At 67.7% G+C, this 21552-nt stretch carries 18 protein-coding genes and 1 tRNA gene; 14 read left to right on the top strand and 5 right to left on the bottom strand.

Annotated features, from left to right (window positions below; genetic code table 11):
- The first annotated feature begins 145 nt into the window (after window positions 1–145).
- From ACTHL4_RS02635 to ACTHL4_RS02680, 10 genes are read left to right on the top strand one after another with little or no spacing between them, the layout of a single operon-like run.
- Window positions 146–1438 (top strand): MFS transporter, encoded by a 1293-nt coding sequence (locus tag ACTHL4_RS02635; protein ID WP_440281183.1) that lies wholly within the window; start codon window positions 146–148, stop codon window positions 1436–1438.
- Complete coding sequence (locus tag ACTHL4_RS02640) at window positions 1438–5121, top strand: nitrate reductase subunit alpha (RefSeq protein WP_440281184.1); 3684 nt, start codon at window positions 1438–1440, stop codon at window positions 5119–5121. The genes ACTHL4_RS02635 and ACTHL4_RS02640 overlap by 1 nt, the downstream gene beginning before the upstream one ends.
- Before the next feature lie 22 nt (window positions 5122–5143).
- A complete protein-coding gene (gene narH / locus ACTHL4_RS02645; protein WP_440281185.1) occupies window positions 5144–6814 on the top strand; it encodes a nitrate reductase subunit beta in 1671 nt (556 codons plus the stop codon).
- Window positions 6811–7530, top strand: coding sequence for a nitrate reductase molybdenum cofactor assembly chaperone (gene narJ, locus ACTHL4_RS02650; RefSeq protein ID WP_440281186.1), 720 nt, complete (start codon window positions 6811–6813; stop codon window positions 7528–7530). Before narH ends, narJ begins: the two co-directional genes overlap by 4 nt.
- Window positions 7530–8279 (top strand): respiratory nitrate reductase subunit gamma, encoded by a 750-nt coding sequence (narI, locus tag ACTHL4_RS02655; protein ID WP_440281187.1) that lies wholly within the window; start codon window positions 7530–7532, stop codon window positions 8277–8279. Before narJ ends, narI begins: the two co-directional genes overlap by 1 nt.
- 6 nt (window positions 8280–8285) lie before the next feature.
- Window positions 8286–9959 (top strand): fatty acid--CoA ligase, encoded by a 1674-nt coding sequence (locus ACTHL4_RS02660; RefSeq protein ID WP_440281188.1) that lies wholly within the window; start codon window positions 8286–8288, stop codon window positions 9957–9959.
- Window positions 9956–10579, top strand: coding sequence for a molybdenum cofactor guanylyltransferase (mobA, locus tag ACTHL4_RS02665; RefSeq protein ID WP_440281189.1), 624 nt, complete (start codon window positions 9956–9958; stop codon window positions 10577–10579). The genes ACTHL4_RS02660 and mobA overlap by 4 nt, the downstream gene beginning before the upstream one ends.
- Window positions 10576–11439, top strand: coding sequence for a 16S rRNA (adenine(1518)-N(6)/adenine(1519)-N(6))-dimethyltransferase RsmA (gene rsmA / locus ACTHL4_RS02670; protein ID WP_440281190.1), 864 nt, complete (start codon window positions 10576–10578; stop codon window positions 11437–11439). The genes mobA and rsmA overlap by 4 nt, the downstream gene beginning before the upstream one ends.
- 5 nt (window positions 11440–11444) lie before the next feature.
- Complete coding sequence (locus ACTHL4_RS02675) at window positions 11445–12374, top strand: 4-(cytidine 5'-diphospho)-2-C-methyl-D-erythritol kinase (RefSeq protein ID WP_440281191.1); 930 nt, start codon at window positions 11445–11447, stop codon at window positions 12372–12374.
- A 19-nt stretch (window positions 12375–12393) separates the two neighbouring features.
- The gene (locus tag ACTHL4_RS02680; protein ID WP_440281192.1) at window positions 12394–14196 is read left to right on the top strand and encodes an ABC-F family ATP-binding cassette domain-containing protein; all 1803 of its coding nucleotides are present in this window, start codon (window positions 12394–12396) and stop codon (window positions 14194–14196) included.
- A gap of 283 nt (window positions 14197–14479) precedes the next feature.
- Here the strand turns inward: ACTHL4_RS02680 and ACTHL4_RS02685 are convergent, their stop codons facing one another.
- From ACTHL4_RS02685 to ACTHL4_RS02695, 3 genes are all read right to left on the bottom strand, one after another.
- Complete coding sequence (locus ACTHL4_RS02685) at window positions 14480–16255, bottom strand: ABC transporter substrate-binding protein (RefSeq protein WP_440281193.1); 1776 nt, start codon at window positions 16253–16255, stop codon at window positions 14480–14482.
- 266 nt (window positions 16256–16521) lie between these two features.
- Window positions 16522–17478, bottom strand: coding sequence for an ArsR/SmtB family transcription factor (locus ACTHL4_RS02690; protein ID WP_440281194.1), 957 nt, complete (start codon window positions 17476–17478; stop codon window positions 16522–16524).
- Window positions 17479–17587: 109 nt separating this feature from the next.
- The gene (locus ACTHL4_RS02695; RefSeq protein ID WP_440281195.1) at window positions 17588–18094 is read right to left on the bottom strand and encodes a MarR family winged helix-turn-helix transcriptional regulator; all 507 of its coding nucleotides are present in this window, start codon (window positions 18092–18094) and stop codon (window positions 17588–17590) included.
- An 85-nt stretch (window positions 18095–18179) separates the two neighbouring features.
- Here ACTHL4_RS02695 and ACTHL4_RS02700 point away from each other — a divergent pair, with 85 nt between their 5' ends.
- Both ACTHL4_RS02700 and ACTHL4_RS02705 read left to right on the top strand, forming a co-directional pair.
- Window positions 18180–18983 carry a methyltransferase domain-containing protein gene (locus ACTHL4_RS02700; RefSeq protein ID WP_440281196.1) on the top strand — a complete coding sequence of 268 codons (804 nt, stop codon included), beginning with the start codon at window positions 18180–18182 and terminating at the stop codon, window positions 18981–18983.
- Entirely contained in the window at window positions 18980–19357 is a 378-nt protein-coding gene (locus ACTHL4_RS02705) for a VOC family protein (RefSeq protein WP_440281197.1), read from the top strand. The genes ACTHL4_RS02700 and ACTHL4_RS02705 overlap by 4 nt, the downstream gene beginning before the upstream one ends.
- Window positions 19358–19362: 5 nt before the next feature.
- Here ACTHL4_RS02705 and ACTHL4_RS02710 read toward each other — a convergent pair whose 3' ends face one another.
- Complete coding sequence (locus ACTHL4_RS02710) at window positions 19363–19986, bottom strand: TetR/AcrR family transcriptional regulator (protein ID WP_440281198.1); 624 nt, start codon at window positions 19984–19986, stop codon at window positions 19363–19365.
- 122 nt (window positions 19987–20108) lie between these two features.
- On the opposite strand from ACTHL4_RS02710, the gene ACTHL4_RS02715 reads away from it, so the two are divergent.
- A tRNA-Gln gene (locus ACTHL4_RS02715) sits at window positions 20109–20190 on the top strand.
- Window positions 20191–20235: 45 nt separating this feature from the next.
- Window positions 20236–21033: a GNAT family N-acetyltransferase gene (locus ACTHL4_RS02720; protein WP_440281199.1), complete on the top strand. Its 798-nt coding sequence runs from the start codon at window positions 20236–20238 to the stop codon at window positions 21031–21033.
- A 339-nt stretch (window positions 21034–21372) separates the two neighbouring features.
- Here the strand turns inward: ACTHL4_RS02720 and ACTHL4_RS02725 are convergent.
- Window positions 21373–21552, bottom strand: a 180-nt coding sequence (locus ACTHL4_RS02725; protein WP_440281200.1) for a hypothetical protein, incomplete at its 5' end; no start/stop codon positions are given.

Raw genomic sequence — 21552 nt, forward strand, 5'->3', positions numbered from 1 at the left:
GTGTGACGGATGTGCTGCATAGAGTGAAGGAGCGTAGCCACGCCCCGCATACCGTCGACGCACGGTCACTGGCGTTTACTACGCGCAGTAGTAGTTTGTCGGTAAGGTTCACGAGACGGTTCGACACGAGCTGAACGAGGATCACATGACTGCCACACCAGACCAGCCGCGCGAGGCGTCCGGCGCAGCCTGGCTGCAACTTCTCACGGTGACCATCGGGTTCGCGATCAATTTCTGGGCCTGGGCGCTGGTCAGCCCGCTCGGGCCGCTCTTCAGCCCGGACAAGGCGAAACTGCCGCCGGATGCCTACAACAAGCAGCTCAGCTTCCTGCCCTTCTCCGACGGGCAACCGCTGACCGCGAGTCAGGCCAGTCTGATGGTCGCCGTGCCGGTCGTCGTCGGCTCGATCGGCCGGATCCCGGTCGGCGCGCTCACCGACAAGTACGGCGGCCGGGTGATGTTCCCGCTGGTTTCGGCGATCACCATCGTCCCGGTGCTGGCGATCGGATTCTTTGCACTCAACTCCTTCGTCGCACTGCTGATCTTCGGCGTGCTGCTGGGCATCGGTGGCACGACGTTCGCCATCGGGGTGCCGTTCGTCAACGCCTGGTTCCCGCCGGACAAGCGCGGGATGGCCGTCGGGATCTTCGGGGCCGGCATGGGCGGGACCGCGATCAGTGCTCTCACCACCGTCAGCATCTTCAAGGCACACGGCAAGGCGGTGCCGTTCCTCATCGTGGCGATCGCACTGGCGGTCTACGCCGTCGTCGCCTGGTTCGTGCTGCGTGACGCGCCGGGGCGCGTCACACCCTCGACGCCGCTGGTGCAACGGCTGGTCGCCACGGCGAAGCTGCCGATCACCTGGCACGCAGGCGTCCTCTACACCGTGGGCTTCGGCGGGTATGTCGCCTTCTCGGTCTTCCTGCCGCTCTACCTCAAGAACGCCTACGCCCTCTCCGCGGCGGACGCCGCCAACAAGATGGCCGGCTTCGTTATCATCGCCGTCATCATGCGCCCCGTCGGTGGCACGCTCGCGGACAAGATCGGCTCGCTGCCGGTGCTCTCGGCCTGTTTCGGGCTGGTGGCCGTGTGCGCTGCCATCGCGGCGGGCGAGCCTCCGCTGCGCGGCTACGGCACACCGGTCTTCCTGGTGATGGACGCGGCCCTCGGGGCGGCTTCCGGGGCGACCTTCGCACTCATCGCCGAGGCGACCGATCCGGCAAGGGTGGGCGGAGTCACCGGGCTTGTCGGAGCCGCAGGCGGATTGGGCGGTTTCGTGCCACCGTTGGTGATGGCCTACATCTACAGCCAGACCCGGTCCTACGCGATCGGCATGTGGTTGCTCGCGATCTGCTCGGCGCTGACCCTCGTGCTCATCCTCACCGTCGTACGCCGCAGCGCCGCACCCGCCTCTCCGGAACTGCAGGAGGTTCATTGATGACAACTTCAGGTTTGGACGACAAGCTGACCGACGCGCTGGTCGGTACCCGGCGGTTCTTCACCCGCGCGCAGGTGTCGGCCGACAAGCGGGCGATGTATGCCGAGGGCGGCCGCCAGGGCGACTCCTTCTACCGGGACCGGTGGAGCCACGACAAGGTCGTGCGTTCGACGCACGGCGTCAACTGCACCGGATCGTGCTCCTGGAAGGTCTACGTCAAGGACGGGATCATCACCTGGGAGGCGCAGCAGACCGACTACCCGACCGCCGGAGCCGACAAGCCGGAGTACGAACCCCGCGGCTGCCCGCGCGGTGCGGCATTCAGCTGGTACACCTACTCCCCGACGCGGGTGCGCTACCCCTACGTGCGGGCGACGCTGCTGACGATGTTCCAGGAGGCGCGCGAGGAGTACGGCGACCCGGTGGTCGCCTGGGCCTCGATCGTGCAGGATCCCGAAAAGGCCTCTCGTTACAAGGAAGCCCGCGGCAAGGGTGGGCTCGTGCGCGCGTCCTGGGCGGACGCAGTGGAGATGATCGCCGCGGCGCACGTCTACACCATCAAACGCTACGGCCCCGACCGGATCGCGGGCTTCTCGCCGATCCCGGCCATGTCCCAGGTCAGCTACGTGTCCGGCGCCCGCTTCAACGAGCTCATCGGTGCACCGATGCTCAGCTTCTACGACTGGTATGCCGACCTGCCGGTGGCCAGCCCGCAGATCTTCGGCGATCAGACCGACGTGCCGGAGTCCGGTGACTGGTGGGACGCGGGCTACTTGATGATGTGGGGCACCAACGTGCCGCTGACGCGCACCCCTGATGCGCATTGGATGACCGAGGCGCGGTACCGCGGCCAGAAGGTCGTCGTGATGAGTCCGGACTACGCGGAGAACGTCAAGTTCGCCGACGAGTGGCTCGCCCCCGCGCCGGGCACTGACGCCGCGCTCGCCATGGCGATGGGTCACGTGGTGCTGCGGGAGTTCTTCGTCGACCAGCAGGTCGACTACTTCGACGACTACGTCAGGAAATTCACCGACCTGCCGTTCCTGATCACCCTCGACCAGCAGGACGACGGCAGCTGGCGGCCGGGCAAGAACCTCGTCGCCGCAGATTTCGAGAACCCTGCGCGGACGAGCGAGAACGCACTCTTCAAGCCGGTCGTCTTCGACGACGCGAGCGGTGCTCCGGTGGTCCCGAACGGCACGCTGGGGGACCGGTTCGGCGACGAGGGTGTCGGCAAGTGGAACCTCGACCTGGAGGACCTGCAGCCGCGGCTGACCTTCTGGTCCGAGCAGGGCGAGTCCGTCGCGGTGCGGCTGCCGCGTTTCGACGCAGCCGACGGGCAGGCCGTCCTGGAGGAACGCGGCGTGCCGGTCGCCCGCGTCGGCGACCACGTCGTCACCACCGTCTTCGACCTGATGCTCGCCCAGTACGGCGTCAGTCGGCCGGGCCTGCCCGGCGTCTGGCCGCAGGGGTATGACGACCCGCGAGCGCCATACACCCCGGCCTGGCAGGAGGAGATCACCTCCGTCCCGGCCGAGGCGTGCGCCCGCATCGCGCGCGAGTTCGCCCGCAATTCGGCTGACACGCAAGGCCGTTCGATGATCCTGATGGGCGCCGGGACCAACCACTGGTACCACTCCGACCTGATCTACCGGGCGATGCTGATGCTCACCACGATCACCGGGTGCCAGGGCCGCAACGGCGGCGGCTGGGCGCACTACGTCGGCCAGGAGAAGGTCCGGCCGCTGATGGGCTTCCAGAACGCCGCGTTCGCGCTCGACTGGAGCCGGCCGCCGCGGCACATGAACCAGACGGCCTACTGGTACGTCAACACCGGCCAATACCGCTACGACACCTTCCTCGCCGACACCGTCGGCGGGGGCATGGGCGCGTTCCCGGAGCAGACGGTCATGGACCTGCTGCTCAAATCGGCTCGGCTGGGATGGTCGCCGACCTATCCCACGTTCGACAAGAGCTCGATCGAGATCCCCGACCTCGCCGCCAAAGACGGCGCAGACGTGAAGGATTGGGTGGTCGACAAGCTGCAGTCCGGGGAGTTGAAGTTCGCGCTCGAGGAACCGGAGAACCCGGAGAACTTCCCGCGAGTGCTGACGCTGTGGCGCTCCAATCTGCTCGGCTCGAGCGCCAAGGGGGACGAATACTTCCTCAAGCACCTGCTCGGGGCCGAGGGGGCGGTCACAGCCCGCCAGGCACCGCCCGAGCAGCGCCCACGTGACATTGCGTGGGCCGACGAGATCGTCGACGGCAAGCTGGACCTGCTGATGACCATCGACTTCCGGATGACCAGCTCGACGCTGTTCTCCGACATCGTGCTGCCGGCCGCGACCTGGTACGAGAAGCACGACATCAACACCACCGACATGCACCCGTTCATCCACTCGTTCAACCCGGCGATCAGCCCGCCGTGGCAGAGCAAGACCGACTGGGACGCCTGGAAGGAGATCGCAAAACGCTTCTCCGAGTTGGCGGTCGACCATCTCGGCACCCGCACCGACCTGGTGGCCAAGCCGTTGTGGCACGACACCCCGGACGCGATGGCGACACCACACGGCATCGTGCGGGACTGGAAGCTCGGCGAGTGCGACCCGATCCCCGGCAAGACGATGCCGGCGCTGATCCCGGTCGAACGCGACTACACCGCGGTCTACGACAAGATGACGTCGGTCGGCCCGCTGCTCGACACGCTCGGCACGAGTTGCAAGGGCATCACGTATGACGTCTCGGAGGAGCTGGAGACGCTGCGGCACGAGCACGGTGTGGTGGCGACGGGGCCGGCTGCCGGTCGACCCCGGCTGGACACCGACGTGCAGGTCGCCCAGCTGATCATGATGCTCTCCGGCGCCACCAACGGGCATCTGGCGACGCAGGGCTTCCGCACCCAGGAGCAGCGCACCGGACACCAGATGCACGACTTGGCGGCCGAGAGTGAAGGCAGGAGAATCACTTTCGCCGACACGCAGCGGTCACCGCAGCCGGTGATCACCACCCCGGAGTGGTCCGGGTCGGAGACCGGTGGCCGGCGCTACAGCCCGTTCTCGATCAACATCGAACGCCTCAAGCCGTTCCACACGCTCACCGGACGCCAACACTTCTACCTCGACCACGACTGGATGCTGCGGATGGGGGAGGCACTGCCGACATACCGTCCACCGCTGGACATGACCCGGCTGTTCGGCGAGGCAAAGGTCGGCGCGACCGGCGAACTCGGAGTGTCGGTGCGCTATCTCACGCCGCACAACAAGTGGTCGATCCACTCCGAGTACCAGGACAACCTCTTCATGCTGTCGCTGTCCCGTGGCGGTCAGACGGTCTGGATCTCCGACAAGGACGCCGCCAAGGTGGGCATCGGCGACAACGACTGGGTCGAGATGGTCAACCGCAACGGCGTCGTCGCATGCCGGGCGATCGTCTCGCACCGGATGCCGGAGGGCACCGTCTACATGCATCACGCGCAGGACCGGTTGATCGACGTGCCGCTGACCGAGCGGGACAAGAAGCGCGGCGGCATACACAATTCAATGACCCGCATCATGATGAAACCCAGCCACCTGATCGGCGGCTACGCGCAGCTGTCCTATTTCTTCAACTACATCGGCCCCACCGGCAGCAACCGCGACGAGGTCACCATGATCCGCAAGCGAACGACCTCTGTCGAATACTGAGCAGCCGGAAGGAGATTCAAAGATGCGAGTCATGGCGCAGATGTCGATGGTGATGAACCTCGACAAGTGCATCGGTTGCCACACCTGCTCGGTCACCTGCAAGCAGGCGTGGACCAACCGGGCCGGGATGGAGTACGTCTGGTTCAACAACGTCGAGACGCGGCCGGGCCTGGGCTACCCGCGGACCTGGCAGGACCAGGAGCGCTGGAAGGGCGGCTGGAAGGTGCTGCCGAACGGCCGGTTGACCCTCAAGTCGGGCAACCGGCTGAAGAAGCTCGCGACCATCTTCAGCAACCCGAAGCTGCCCAACATCCGCGACTACTACGAGCCGTGGAGCTACGACTACGAGACGCTGCTGGAGTCGCCGGTCACCAAGAACTACCCGGTCGCCCGCCCCTACTCGCTGCTGTCCGGCAAGCCGATGAACGTGGAGTGGTCGGGCAACTGGGACGACGACCTCGGCGGCGCCGGCGAGCACGCCGTGCAGGACCCGATGCTCAAGGGCATCGAGGACAAGGTGAAGTTCGAGTTCGAGCAGACCTTCATGTTCTACCTGCCGCGCATCTGCGAGCACTGCCTCAACCCGGCGTGCGCGGCCTCCTGTCCGAGTGGGGCGATCTACAAGCGCGAGGAGGACGGCATCGTCCTGGTCGACCAGGACAAGTGTCGTGGCTGGCGCATGTGCATCAGCGGATGCCCGTACAATAAGGTCTATTTAAACCACAAGACCGGCAAGGCCGAGAAGTGCACCTTCTGCTACCCGCGCGTCGAGGTGGGCATCCCGACGGTGTGTGCCGAGACCTGCGTCGGGCGGCTGCGCTACATCGGCATCATGCTGTATGACGCCGACCGCGTCCTCGATGCCGCGGCGACCCCGGACGACCAGGATCTCTACCAGGCGCAGCTGGACTGCTTCCTGGATCCGTTCGACCCGCAGGTGCAACGCGCTGCCGAACGCGACGGCATACCCGGTGACTGGATCGAGGCGGCCAAGAGATCCCCGGTGCGGCGGCTCATCATGGACTACCGGGTCGCGTTGCCGCTGCACCCGGAATACCGCACCATGCCGATGGTCTGGTACATCCCGCCGCTCTCGCCGGTCGTCGACGTCGTCAAGGACACCGGCTACGACGCCGAGGACCAGCGCAATCTCTTCGCCGCCATCGACACACTGCGGATCCCGGTCGAATATCTGGCCAATCTCTTCACCGCCGGTGACGTCGCCACCGTCGACCGGGTGCTGAAGAGGATGGCCGCGATGCGGTCCTTCATGCGCGACATCAACCTGGGCGGCGACCCCGACGAGGAGATCGCGGCATCGGTCGGAATGAGTGCCGAGGACATGTACGAGATGTTCCGGTTGATGGCGGTCGCGAAGTACGACGAGCGCTACGTCATACCGACCGCACACGCCGAACAAGCCCACGGGCTGGAGGAATTGGCCACCGAGTGCGCGGTCGGCGGGTACGACGACCCCGAACGCGCCTCCGCACCCTTCGGGGAGGGCTCGGGCACCGGGGTGCTCACCCCGGTGGCGATCGAGAACTTCCAGATGCTCAAGGAGCGCCAGACCTCCGATCGGGACACCCTGATCTCCGGCGGCTCGAGGGCCGGGCGGGTCAACCTGCTCAACTGGGACGGTAGGGGTGTGCCCGAGGGCCTCTTCCCACCCGACGACGGAACACAGCCGTGAGATCGCTGCTGTGGAAGCGGCACCGCCGGGCCGCCGCGCAGCTGCCGGACGACGTGGTCGCCGCCACCTGGCAGTCGGTGTCGCTGCTACTGGAATACCCCGATGCCGAAACGCTGCAACGCTTTCCCGCCGTGCGTGCGGTGAGCGCCCAGTTGCCGCCCGAGATCGGCACGCTGTTGTCGGCCTATCTCGACGACGCGATGTCGGTGCCACTCGCGGACCTGCAAGCCGACTACGTCGACACGTTCGACGTCACCCGCAAGTGCAGCCTGCACCTCACCTACTTCAGCAGCGGCGACACTCGGCGTCGCGGAGTGGAGCTGGTGGAGTTCAAACAGGCCTACCGGCGCGCCGGCGTGCAGCTGGCCGACGACAGCAGCGAACTGCCCGACTTCCTGCCGGTGCTGCTGGAATTCGGCGCGTTCACCGATCGCGACGCGGCATGGAAGCTGCTCAACGACCACCGGGTCGGCCTGGAGTTGCTGCACCGGGCGCTGGTCCGCCGCGGATCCCGTTGGCTGCCGGTGGTCGCGGCCTTGCGTGCGACACTCCCGTCGCTCGGCGGCGACGACGAGCGTGCCCTCGCGGAGCTGATCGCGTCCGGTCCGCCCTCCGAGGATGTCGGGATCGACAGTTCGCCATACAGCCTCGACCCGCGACTCAACCCTCGACCGGTCCCGGTCGATCTCGGCATGCCGACGAACGGAGTGTCCTGATGGCCCTCTTCCTGTGGGTGATCGTGCCCTACGTATGCTTCGCGATCTTCATCGTCGGGCACTTCTGGCGGTACCGCTACGACAAGTTCGGCTGGACGACCCGCAGCTCACAGCTGTACGAGAACAACCTGCTCCGCTGGGGCAGCCCGATGTTCCACTTCGGGATGCTCGGCGTGCTGGCCGGCCACATCATCGGTCTGGTGATCCCGAAGGTCTGGACCGACGCCCTCGGCATCTCCGAACACGGTTACCACGTCATCGCGCTCGCCGGCGGCATACCGGCCGGGCTCATCGCACTGGCCGGCCTGGTGATCCTGGTCTACCGCCGCCGCGTCACCGGCCCGGTCTTCTCCGCGACGACCAGGATGGACAAGGTGATGTACGTCTTCCTGGCCGCGGCGATCGTGCTCGGTGTCTGGAACACGTTGGCGTCCGGTCTGTTCCACGTCGGTGGCGACTACAACTACCGCACCGGGGTGAGTCCGTGGTTCCGCGGGATCTGGACCTGCCGGCCCGACCCGGACCTGATGGCCGATGCACCCTGGAGCTTCCAGTTGCACGCCATGGTCGCGATGGTGCTCTTCGCGCTGTGGCCCTTCACCCGGCTGGTACACGTCTTCAGCGCACCGGTCGGCTACCTCACCCGGCCCTACATCGTCTACCGCTCCCGTGACGAGCGGCCCGGCTCCGGCACGGGTTCCCGTGCGCCCCAACGTGGTTGGGACAAACCGACCCTGCAGAAGAAGTGAGGTGCCATGGACAGCACGATGCAGCGCAGACCACTGCTGATCTCCACCATGTTGCGATACGGCTCCACGGCCCACGGGCGCAGTGAGCTGATCACCTGGACCGAGACGGGGGTGCGACGCGTCTCCTACCGCCAGGTCGGCGAACGTGCCGCCCAACTGGCTCACGCGCTGCGTGGCATCGGCATCACCGGCGACCAACGCGTCGGCACGTTCATGTGGAACAACGCCGAGCACGTCATCGCCTACCTGGCGGTGCCGTCGATGGGTGCGGTGCTGCACGCCATCAACATCCGGCTCTTCCCCGAGCAGATGGCCTACGTCACCAGGCACGGGGGGTCGGAGGTCGTCATCGTCGACAACTCGCTCGCCGAACCGTTCAGCCGGTTGCTGCCCGCACTGCCCGGTGTGCGGCACGTCGTCGTCAACGGGTCCGTGCCCGAGCATCTGCGCCAGGCGCTCGCCGCACCGGAGCACGTCGTGCAGGTGCACGACTGGGAGGAGTTCCTGCGCGACCAGCCGACCACGTTCGACTGGCCGACCGTCGACGAGAACGACGGCTGCGCAATGTGTTACACCTCCGGCACCACCGGCAACCCCAAGGGTGTCGTGTACTCGCACCGCAGCAACTACCTGCACGCGCTGACCTGCTCCTCGATGCTCGCGATCGGTCAACCGGACCGGTTGCTGATCGTGGTGCCGCTCTTCCACGCCAACGCCTGGGGCTACCCCTACGCGGCGATGATCAGTGGCGCCAGCCTGGTGCTTCCCGACCGGTTCCTGCAGCCGGAGCCGCTGGCCCGGATGATCAGCGAGTTGCAGGTGACCGGCGGCGCCGGCGTACCTACTGTCTGGAACGGGCTGCTGCAGCACCTGGAGCAGACGCCGACCGACGTGTCCAGCTGCCGTTTCCTGATGGTCGGCGGCTCCGCCGCGCCTCCGGCGATGCTGCGCGCGTTCCAGCAGCGCCACGGCATCGAGATGGTCCAGGGGTGGGGGATGACCGAGCTGTCCCCGGTCGGCACGCTCGCGCTTGCCCCGGGCGACGTCGAGGCCGATTCCGTCGACTACTGGCGCTATCGCGACTCCCAGGGCCGGTTGTTGCCCGGTGTCGAGAGCCGGCTCGCCGGACCGGACGGCTGCGAACAGCCCGCCGACGGTGTGGCGGTCGGTGAGCTGGAGGTCCGCGGACCGTGGGTCACCGGCTCCTACTATGCCAACGGCACCGAGAGCGAGGCCGAGATCGCTGACATGGCAGCCAAGTTCGACGGGGAGTGGCTGCGCACCGGCGACGTCGGATCCCTCACCGAGGACTCCTACCTGGTGCTGTCCGACCGGGCCAAGGACGTCATCAAGTCCGGTGGCGAGTGGATCAGCTCGGTCGACCTGGAGAACGCCATCATGGGTCATCCTGACGTGCTGGAGGCGTCGGTCATCGGCATACCGGACGAGAAGTGGCAGGAGCGGCCGTTGGCCACGGTGGTGCTGCGCGACGGCGCCACCGCCACAGTCGGTGAGCTGCGCGACTTCCTGGCCGGCAAGATCGCCCGTTGGCAGCTGCCGGACAAGTGGGCGTTCATCGCCGAGGTTCCCAAGACCAGTGTCGGCAAGTTCGACAAGAAGGCGCTGCGGCAGAGCTTCGCCGACGGTGCCCTGGAGGTGCAGGAGACGAGTCACCGGTGAGCGGTGGCTCTGCCGGCAGCGCAGTCGTTTTCGACGCGATCGTGCTCGTCGGAGGTGCCGGGTCGCGGCTGGGCGGCGTCGACAAGGCAGCAGTGGGACTCGCCGGTCGATCACTGGTGTCACGGCCGCTCGCCGCAGTGCGCGAGGCTCGCACGCTCGTCGTGGTGGGCGAGACCTCGGCGCCGGAGGTGCCCGAGCACGCCCTACGCGTCACGGAGGACCCGCCCGGCAGCGGCCCGGCAGCCGCTACGGTCGCCGGACTGCGCGCCATCGAGGAGCCGGCGGCGTGGACCTACCTGATCGCGTGCGATCTGCCCGGCGCCGAGCGCGCCGTACAACTGCTCGTCGCGGCGGACGCCCGCTCTTCCGACGGCGCCGTCATCACGGCGCCGGAGGGGCGCTCGCAGTGGCTACTCGGGCGCTACCGGTCCTGCATGCTGTATGACGCCGCGCAGCGACTCGGCGATCCGCGCGACCGGTCGATGCGGGCTCTGCTGGAGGACCTGGACCTGACCGCGGTCCCCGCCGCCGAGGAGGTATGGCGCGACGTCGACACCTGGTCCGACCACGAGGCGTGGGCCCGGACGCTCGAGCCGAGGCGGCTAGGGTCAGGCGGGTGACCGAGCACGCCGACGCCGCGACCCTGCTGACCGCCCCACGGGTGCGCGAGCTGGCGACGCAGCTGGAGCTGCGGCCGACCAAGCAGTGGGGCCAGAACTTCGTGGTCGACCCCAACACCGTGCGCAAGATCGTCCGGCTGGCCGGCGTCGAGCGGCACGAGAGCGTCGTGGAGGTGGGTCCCGGCCTCGGGTCGCTGACCCTGCCGCTGCTGGAGTCGTCGGCGCATGTCACCGCCGTGGAGATCGACCCGCGGCTGGCCATCCGACTGCCGCGCACGGTGGCGGAGCTCGCACCCCAGCTGGCTGACCGACTGCAGGTCGTCCAGCAGGACGCCATGACGCTGACCGAGCTGCCGGACCCGCAACCGGTCGCGCTGGTGGCCAACTTGCCCTACAACGTCGCGGTGCCGGTCGTGCTCTCCTTCCTCGAACGATTCCCGACCCTGCGACGGGTCCTGGTGATGGTGCAGCTGGAGGTCGCCGAGCGGCTCGCCGCGCAGCCCGGCAGCAAGGTCTACGGCGTCCCGAGTGTCAAGGGCGCCTGGTATGCCGATGTGCGCCTTGCCGACCGGGTCGGCCGCAACGTCTTCTGGCCAGCACCGAACGTCGACTCCGGCCTCGTCTCGATGACGCTGCGCGAACCACCGGCGACCATCGCGAGCCGCGCGGACGTGTTCGCCTGTGTCGATGCGGCGTTCGCTGCCCGGCGCAAGACGTTGCGGGCGGCGCTGGCGGGGTGGGCGGGCTCCGCCACCGAGGCCGAGCGGATGCTGCGCGCCGCCGGCGTGGACCCCTCACTGCGCGGTGAGCGACTCACGATCGGGCAGTTCGCGGCGATCGCAGCGCAGCGCATAGGGTGACGGGCATGGAAGTGATGTCCTCGGCCCCGGTCACGGTGCGCGTGCCGGCCAAGGTCAACCTCGAGTTGCGCATCGGGCCGCTCGAGGATGACGGATATCATTCCCTGTCAACGGTTTTCCACGCCGTCGAGCTGGTCGACCACGTCACCGTGCGCCCCGCCGACAGCTGGTCGGTGACGACGACCGGGATGGGCGAGGGTGTCGTGCCCGACGACGAGACCAACCTGGCGATGCGCGCGGCACGACTGATCGCGGCCCGCGTCGGCACGGACGAGCAGCTGGCCATCGAGGTCGCCAAGAACATCCCGGTCGCCGGAGGTATGGCGGGCGGGTCGGCCGACGCCGCCGCGGCACTCGTCGCGGTGGACGCGCTCTGGGAGACCGGCTTCAGCCCCCGCGAGCTGCAGGACATGGCCGCCGAGCTCGGCAGCGACGTGCCCTTCGCCCTGGAGGGCGGCACTGCCATCGGCTCCGGCCGTGGCGAGCAGCTGGTGCCGGTGCTCAGCCGCGGTGTCTTCGAGTGGGTGTTCGCGCTGCACCACGAGGGACTGTCGACGCCGGCCGTCTACGCCGAGTGCGACCGCTTGCGCGACGGTCGGCCGGTGCCCGAGCCGACTCCGAATGCCGCACTGATGGCCGCCCTGCGCGCCGGGGACGTCGCAGCGCTGGCCGACAATCTCCACAACGACCTGCAGGACGCGGCCTGCTCGCTGATGCCACGGCTCAGCGACACCATCGCCACCGGCCTCGACAACGGGGCGCTCGGCGCGGTCGTCTCCGGCTCCGGCCCGACGGTTGCGTTCCTGTGCGCTGACCGCAACGCTGCCCTCGACCTGATGGTTGGGCTCACCGCCGGCACCATGTGCGATGAGGTCGTCAGCGCGACCGGCCCGGTGCACGGTGCGCACGTGGTGCACGACGTGCGCGCCCGTTGAGCCGATTGATAGTGGTCTGATGCCCAATCTCATTGCTGCCGAAAATATTTCGCTCGCTCTCGGCACCAACCAAGTGCTCGACGGCGTCTCTCTCGGGATCGGCACCGGCGACCGCATCGGCGTCGTCGGCCGCAACGGCGGCGGCAAGTCGACGCTGCTGCGGGTGCTGGCCGGGACGCAGCCGATCGACTCCGGCCGGGTCACGCGTGTCGGCGGTCTGACCATCGGCATGCTCAGCCAGGACGACCGTCTCGATCCGGCCGCGACCGTCGCCGTGGCAACGCTCGGCGATCGCGCCGAGCACGAGTGGGCCGGTGACGCGCGCGTCCGCGACATCCTGCGCGGGTTGCTCGGCGGCGTCGGCTTCGCGTCGGTCGGCGGCCCGGAGGCGGTCGTCGGGAGCAAGTCCGGCGGCGAGCGACGCCGCGTCGCGTTGGCGAAGCTACTGATCGATGACCCCGACCTGCTGCTGCTCGACGAGCCGACCAACCACCTGGACGTCGAGGGCGTGCAGTGGCTGGCCGAGCACCTGGTGCGGCACCGCGGCCGTCCGGGCAACGCCTTCGTGACGATCACCCACGACCGCTGGTTCCTCGACGCGGTCGCCGACCACACGTGGGAGGTCGTCGACGGACGGGTCGAGCAGTATGACGGCGGCTACGCGGCATACGTCCTGGCCAAGAACGAACGCGCCCGTGTCGCCGCCGCGACCGAGGACCGCCGACAGAACCTGCTGCGCAAGGAGCTGGCCTGGCTGCGCCGCGGCGCACCCGCGCGCACCTCCAAGCCGCGCTTCCGGATCGACGCCGCGAACGAACTGATCAAGGGCGAGCCCGAGCCGCGCGACGACGTCGAGCTCGTCCGCTTCGCCACCACTCGCCTCGGCAAGGACGTCATCGACCTCATCGACGCAACGGTCGAGGTGGGCGGCCGCAGATTGCTGGACAAGCAGACCTGGCGCCTGGCGCCGGGGGAGCGCACCGGCATCGTCGGAGTCAACGGCGCCGGCAAGTCCACCGTGCTGCGTGTGATCGACGGCAGCCGGCCGCTGGACGCGGGCAAGCGGAAGCAGGGACGGACCGTCGAGCTGGCCTTCCTCACCCAGGAGGTCCGCGAACTGCAGGCGTATGACGGGATGCGTGTCATCGACGCGATCACCGAGGTCAAGAGTTTCATCATGCTGGGCGGCAAGGAGGTGTCGGCGTCGTCGCTGGCCAAACGGCTCGGCTTCTCCGGGCCACGGCAGCAGACCCGCGTCGGTGACCTGTCCGGTGGCGAACGGCGCCGGCTGCAGCTGCTGCGGCTGCTGATGACCGAGCCCAACGTGCTGCTGCTGGACGAACCGACCAACGACCTGGACATCGAGACGCTCACCTCGCTGGAGGACGTGTTGGACGGCTGGGCGGGCACGCTCGTGGTCGTCTCGCACGACCGCTACCTGCTGGAACGGATGTGCGACCGGCAGATCGCCCTGCTCGGCGACGGCAAGCTGCGAGACCTGCCCGGTGGCGTGGAGCAGTACCTCGAACTGCACGCTGCGGCAACGGAATCCGCAGCGGCGCAGCGCGCCACGACGGCAACCGACGCGGCGCCGGCCGCCAGTAGCGCGGCGGAGCAGCGGGAGGCCCGCAAGGAGATGGCCCGCATCGAGCGCACCCTCGGCAAGCTGGCCGACCAGGAGGAGAAGCTGCACGCCGCGCTCGTCGAAGCCGCGACCGATCCGGTGCGGGCCACCGAACTCGACGGGCAGCTGCGCGCCATACACACCCAGCGTGCGGAACTCGAGGAACGCTGGCTGGAGGTCGGCGAGCTCGCCGAATGACGGCTCAGTCGCGATCTTGAACGAGAGCGACCCTGACGCGGTTCAGGCCGCAGAAACCGTGTCGAACAAGTGCCGAATGTCGCCACGAGCCCGCACATTCACCGCGACGAATCCGGAAAGGAGCCGGTGGCATCGGTCGAGCGGAAGTCGCGCGGAAGGGAGAAACCTGCGAATTCCTCGAGTCGGCCACCGGCTCCATTCCGAAGCGGTGTGACCACCGGTGGTCGCTATCGAGCGCGGTTGATCCCGGCAGCCGCCATACGACGCATTTCCCGGCGCCGCATCAGTGGGTGATCCAGATCTGCGACAGGCTGGGCATGCTGATGATCGGATTGAGCGAAACATTCTTGACGTTCTTGCCGAACGTCGCGGTGTTCATCGAGTAACGATCCGGCAGGCCGGGGACGTACTTCGTCATGATCTCCTGGTCCAGTTTGGCCCACTCGGGAGCGGCGTCCTTGGGATCCATCTTGCCGATCTTGTCCATCTCGGCGTTGATGTGAGCGTTCTTGAACTGACCGACGGTGGTGCCGTCGGGGATGCCCTCGCCGCTGAACAGCACCGGATAGACCGAGTCACCGGTCGGCCAGTCGTAGCACCAGCCCGGGGTGCCGTTCATCATGTTGACCGGTGCATTCGGGTCGGCGATCTTCTTGGTGATCTCTGCGCTCGGCACCGGGAGGTCCTTGACCTTGAAGCCGGCCTTCTCCAGACCCGCCTTTCGGGCGGTGTTCGCCGCCACCGAGGACGGAACGTCACCGGTGTAGTAGTAGGACAGCTGGAAGCCCAGCTTGCCGGCCTTCTTCAGGATCGCCTTGGCCTTGGCCGGGTCACCGGTGCCCTGACCGGTGGCGTAGGGCAGCGGGGTGTACTTCTTGTAACCCTGCAGGCTGGGCGCCGCGTACGTGGTGGCCGGCTGGTAGTTCAGCTGGGAGACGCCACCCGCCTTGCGGATCTGGTCCCACGGGTAGGCGTAACCGATCGCCTTGCGGATGTTCAGCGGGATCTTGTGGACGTTCATGTTGACGTAGTACTCGCAGGACGACGGTCCGATGACGAACTGGTCCTTCTGCGCACCGGTCACCTTGGACTGCAGCGAAGCGTCGATCGCGTCGATGTTGACGGTGTTGGCGCCCGCACCGCTGTTGGCCAGCACCCGCTGCTGCGACGCCAGCGGTGTGACGGCGAAGTTGATCTGCACCTTGTCGGGGTAGGCGTGCCGCACCGGGTCGGTCTTGGGGTCCCAGTTGGTGTTGCGGGACAGCACCAACTTGGAGCCGATGCTGTAGCTGTCCACCTTGTACGGGCCGGTGGTCAGCGGGTGCTTCTGGTAGTCGCCCCTGGTGTCCTTGGCCTTCGGCACCGGGGTGAACTCGGGGAAGGACGCGAAGTAGTTGAACGAGGGGACCTTCTTGACCAGATGGAAGACCAGGGTGTCGTCACCCTGGGTGGTCACGCCCTTGAAGTCCGCGTTCGGCTCTCGGTACGGGCCCTTGTAGTCCTTGCCGCCGACGAGGTACTGGCGCTGGTAGTCGGTGCCGTTGCGGGCAACGCTCTCCTTGGCGAAGGAGCGCTTGATGCCGTAGACGAAGTCCTCGATCTTGACCGGGGAGCCGTCGGAGTACTTCAGGCCGGGCTTGATCTTGAACGTCCAGGTCAGACCGTCCGCGGACGGTTTGCCCACGCCTTCGGCGAGGTCCGGCACGAGCACCGGCTTGCCGCCCACGATCTTGTACTGCGTCAGCGTGCGGTAGAGGAACTGGCTGGCGAACGCGTTGGAGTCGATGTAGTAGATGCCGGCCGGGTCCATGGTGGGCGGGTTGGAGTGATCGTCGATGTAGAGCGTGCCGCCCTTCGTGGCGCCCTTGACCGCCGGCGCCGGGCCCTTCAGTGTCGCGTCCTGCGCCTTCACTGCGGACTCGGTCTGCTTGGCGGCCGCAGTGTCGTTGCCGCCGCTGTCGCTGCCGCCGCTGTTCGACGGGCCGCCACTGCTGCAGGCGGCCAACGACATCGCAGTGAAACCTGCAGCCGTCAGCGCGACATACTTGGTCATTCGCATGGTGATATTTCCCTTTCGGTGCCCACAGGAATAGCCCGTCGGCACGCATTCGTCCACTTCGTTCGTGGTGTCCGGTATGTCGAAGATCGACCGGTCACCCCCACTGGTGCGGAAGCAGTGGACGACCCCCGGCGTCGACGGCTTCTGCTGACCACACTTGACCCGCGCGTCGGGTGAAGTCCAGTGATCGGCGCGATCGCGACCGGATCGCAATATTCGAAGAGATTCGAATCTTTGGCAGGGAAACCAGTGCTTTCAGCTGATGATCACGGGATTGTCGCCAGCAATTGGCGACCGGTGGCCGACAATTCGTAGAAGACGTTGTGCCGGTGGCGTGACCGCTCGAGCAGACCGGCGCGTTGCATCACCTTCACGTGGTAGGACACGGTCGCGGTGGCCAGTTGCAGTTCCTCGCTCAACTCGGTCGGGGTGCGGGCGCAGCTGAGCTGACGCAGGATCGCCGCGCGGGTCGGGCCGAGCAGCCGGCGCAGCCCGGCGATCGATTCAGCGGCCGGTGGCGTCGTGGCGACCGGATAGGCGACGAAGGGCCGCTCTCCCCGCAGCCGCATGGCCAGCCGTGGCCCGTAGAGCGCGGTCGGTATGACGAGCAGCTCCGCCTCGTCGGCGTCGGAACCTGCGGGGTCCTGGGGCGCCGTCGGTGGTCCGTCGCTCCACGACAGGCGTTCGTGCACCGCCTGCAGCACGGCGCCGATGCCACCGGTGCCCAGCAGCTGGGTGCCGCGGTCGATCTCTGCATTGAGCGCCGTCTCGGCGCGATCGAAGACCTCCGGCATACCTCTGCGCCAGAAGACCTCGAGTCCGTGTGCGGCGCGGGCCGAGAGGTCACCTGCGGCGGCAGCGGCGGCGACGTCGTCGGGCAACGTTCGGACACCCGCGGCGGTCCGGACGTCGACGGCAGCCTGTGCGTGATCGGACTCGCGCACTGCTTGGAACTGGGTCCTGGCGGCGCGGGCCGCCGGTGCTGTGGGCGGTGCCGGCACGAGGAAGTCGGGCGTCGGGCCGTCGTCGACCGGCAGCAGGGCCGCCACGAGAGCGACGTCCGGGCGGCTGAGCAGTTGCGCGGCCGTGCGCGACGGTGCGCCATACATCGGATCAGTCGCGCCGTCGCGGGTCGTGCGCAGCCAGCCGAGAGTCTCCAGCACGGGCGAGATCGCCCAGCGGATGGTCGGTCCGGTGTGCGCGTTCAGGTCGAGGGTGATCACGCGCCGGGTGCCTCCTACGTGTCGGTGCCTCGTGGACCATTTTCATCGTGACACCGCGCCGAAGCGGGTCACAACAAAGTTTGCCGAATCGCGACCTGGCGGCGCAGGCTCAGGCGGTGGGGTGCTCGATCGCGGACAGCAGGGTGCGCAGCGAGGATGCGAGGGCCGTGCGGTTGCGGGCCGGCAGGTGCGCCAGGATCGCGCGCTCGTGCTCGAGCAGCCCGACCATGGCGGCGTCGACGGCTTCGCGGCCCGCCGGCGTCAGTCGGACCAGGACGCCCCGCCGATCGGTGGGAGCGGGGTGGCGTTCGACCAGGCCGCGGCTCTCCAGCCGGTCGACGCGGTTGGTCATTGTGCCGCTGGTCACCAGTGTCTGCTGCACCAGCGCGCCGGGGGAGAGCTCATAAGGATCGCCCACTCGCCGCAGCGCCGAGAGCACGTCGAACTCCCAGCCGTCCAGGCCGTGGTCGGTGAAGGCCTTCCCCCGTGCCTGATCGAGCAGTCGTGCGAGGCGGGACACCCGCGAAAGGACTTGGAGCGGCTCGACATCCAGGTCGTCACGCTCGCGGCGCCAGGCGTCGACGATCTGGTCGACCTCGTCGCGCTGCGTCACCATGAAGTCAGTCTACTCTCAAGCTTCTTGACATCGAGACATATGCAAGTATCTTGATATCAAGATAATCAGCGATGGAGGCGGTTGTATGGCGACGTGGGATCCTCAGCAGTACGAACGGTTTTCCGACCTGCGTAACCGGCCCTTCGCCGATCTGGTGGCGCGGGTGGGTGCGGAGTCGCCGCGAACAGTGGTCGACCTCGGCTGTGGGAACGGCCCGTTGACGTTGACGTTGACCGAGCGCTGGCCGCACGCGCAGGTCGTCGGCGTCGACTCCTCCGCGCAGATGTTGCAGCGGGCGCGGGATGTCGACGCCACAGCTCGCGTCACCTGGCAACTCGACGACGTGGCAACCTGGCGGCCGCAGCCCGATCGGGCACCGGAGGTGATCGTCACCAATGCGACATTGCAGTGGATTCCCGGCCACCTGGAGTTGATCGACCGATGGCTTGCCGATCTGCCCGACGGTGGCTGGTTCGCGATGCAGGTGCCGGGCAACTTCGACGCACCGTCGCACCGGATCATCCGTGAGGTCGCGCGAGCGCACGACCGGGCCGGCGAGTTGGTCGGTGCCCTGCGGGAGTCGCCGGTGGAGACTCCGGGGCGATATGCCCGGGCGCTGGCTGGGCACTGCGGTCACCTGGACGTGTGGGAGACGACCTATCTGCAGGTGCTGGATCCTGAACAATCGCAACGTAGTCCGGTCCTGGAGTGGGTGAAGGGCACGGCGTTGCGGCCCCTGTTGGACGTGTTGGACGAGGGGACCGAACGCGCGGACTTCCTCGCCGAGCTGGTGGACCGTTTCGATGCGGCGTACCCGAGAGCGTCATACGGGGTGCCGATGCCGTTCCGCCGCATCTTCGCGGTTGGCCGGAAGGGTGCGCAGGTATGACGCAACAGGTCGCGGTGATCGGTCTGCACCACGTCCAGGTGGCGTGTCCCGCCGGCGCGGAGGACCACCTGCGCGAGTTCTACAGCGGTGTGCTCGGGCTACCGGAGCTGCCGAAACCACCGGCCCTCGCGGCGCGGGGCGGCTGTTGGTTCGCGGTCGGCGCGGGGCACGAATTGCACTGCGGCGTGGAGGAATCCTTCACCCCGGCGCGCAAGGCGCACCCGTGCCTGCTGGTCGCGGATGTCGATGTCGCCGCTGCGGCCGTGTCAGCCGCCGGTGGTGCGGTGCGCTGGGACGACGCGATCCCGGGGATCCGCCGCTTCCACACCGATGACCCGTGCGGCAACCGGGTGGAGATCCAGCATGCGCAGTGAGCGTGTCAGAGCGTCTTGAGCGTCGGTTCCTTCTCGATGCCGTCCAAGCCGTGCCATGCCAGGTTGACCATGTGTGCGGCGACGGTGTCGCGCGGCAGCGATGACCCGGACTCGATCCACCACTCGCCGGTGAAGCCGATCATCCCGACCAGCATCTGCGCATAGATCGGCACGACCTCCACGTTGAGCTCATTGCGCTCGAACACCTCGACGACGATCTCCTCGACCTGTCCGGCCACCGCCGACATGATGCTCGCGGCCGAACCGCTGCCGTGCCAGGTCGGTGAGTCACGCAGCAGCACCCGGAAGGCGGCCGGCTCCTCCTCGATGTAGCTCAGCAGGGCCACGGCGCCGCGTTCGAGCAGCTCGCGGGATGTGCCGCCGGAGGTCAGCGCCCCGACCAGGTGGTCGAGCAGCTGACGCATGGCGCGGTCGACGACCACGGCATACAGGCCCTCCTTGCCACCGAAGTGCTCGTAGATCAGCGGTTTCGTGACACCGGCCGCCGTGGCCACGTCCTCGACGGTGGTCGGCTGCACACCGTGCTCGGCGAAGAGTTTCTCCGCGACCGAGATCAGCTGTTCGCGTCGGTCGGCTGCAGACAGTCGGGATCGTTTCTTGGCTGGCATGCATCCATTGAAGTGGATCCGCCGCGCGTGCGCTGCGTCCGGGGCCGGATCGACGGCCGGCAGGGCCGATATGCCATTGCTCGCGATCTGTCCTACCCTTGTGCGGTCCCCGCAGGGGGCGATCCCCGGTTGCTCTGCTGGTAGGGGCCGCCTGACTTTGAATCAGGATTAGCGACGTTGGTTCGATTCCAACCCGGGGAGCCATGAATCGTCGTGCTGCGCCGGCGGCTCGTGGCATACCGTCTGCAGGTGTCCACTCAGCTTTCCCCCGGGCGACGCACCGATCTGGCCATCCTGCGACTCGAGGGCGCCATCGTGTCCGAGCGTGGGGACCACCTCGTCGTCCGCTCTCCGAACAATCCCGGATTCCATTGGGGCAACTTCGTGCTCGTCACCACCGGCGACGGCTCGGACGCCGACCGGTGGCTGTCGATCTTCGCGCAGGAATTCCCTGACGCGCGCCACGTCGCGATCGATCTGCCCCGGATGCCCGATCCCGCCGGGTATGCCGCCCACGGTGTGGCGATCGTGACCGATGACGTACTCGTCAGCAGGTCACTGCCGACCCGGCCACCCTTGCCGCAGGGGTATGTCGCGCGCATACTCGGCACGGACGATGACTGGGAGCAGCTGATCCAGCGGAACATCCAGGAGAATCTCGACACCGGCGAGCACGAACCGGCCGGCTATGAGTGCTTCACCCGGGACCAGGCAATGGCGCGGCGTGAGCTGGTGTCGGCGGGACATGCTGCGTTCTTCGGGGCGTTCGCCGGTGCGGACCTCGTCGCCGACCTGGGCATCGTCGTGCTGGGTGACACCGCGCGCTATCAGTCGGTCGGCACGGCATACCACCACCGGCGCAAGGGCCTGGCCGGCCACCTGCTCGGCGCCGCGGCAGCGTGGGCGGCCGAGCGCGGCGTGCATGAGTGGGTCATCGTCACCGGCTCCACCAACCCCGCCGGGCGTCTCTACCGGTCCCTCGGGTTCGGCGAGGCGGCGCAGAACGTGCAGGCCTATTGGGCGCTACCACCGAACAGCCCCGGGTAGGAATCGGCCCGATGCGGCCGATGATCACCTCACCGAAGTCGTCTTGGCCCGCCTGGACGTGAAATCGGTTGCTGCCAATGCTGACACCGCGGTGAGGTGAGCTCGTGCCGGCGCGGAACACGTATATGTCATCCGGGTCGGACACCGCTGGCCACATCTGCACGTGATGCTGCTTGCCCGATGGCCGGGCACGCCGACCGATGTGCCCTGGATGGCTGTCGACGAGTGGCCGGGTGCGCGGCGGGGTAGCACTGCATCCGCGTCGACGTTCGCGCAGCAACTACGCGCCCTGGCTCAGTTGTCGGGCTCGCCGTAACTGCGAAAGTCGGTCCGGTCGTCCTATCGCTTCTGGGCGTCGCGTAGCTCCAGGCTTCCCTTCCACACGATGTCGATCAAGACGCGTTCGGGGTGGGAGCGGGTGGGCGGTGGTAGGCCGGGTGGTGCTGGTGGTCGGCTGGTGGCGGCGGTGAGGCCGCCGATGGTGGTGATGGTTGCGGCTGCGGTGCCGGTGACGTGGTA

The sequence above is a fragment of the Flexivirga sp. genome (genome assembly GCF_051955415.1).
Classification (GTDB): domain Bacteria; phylum Actinomycetota; class Actinomycetes; order Actinomycetales; family Dermatophilaceae; genus Flexivirga.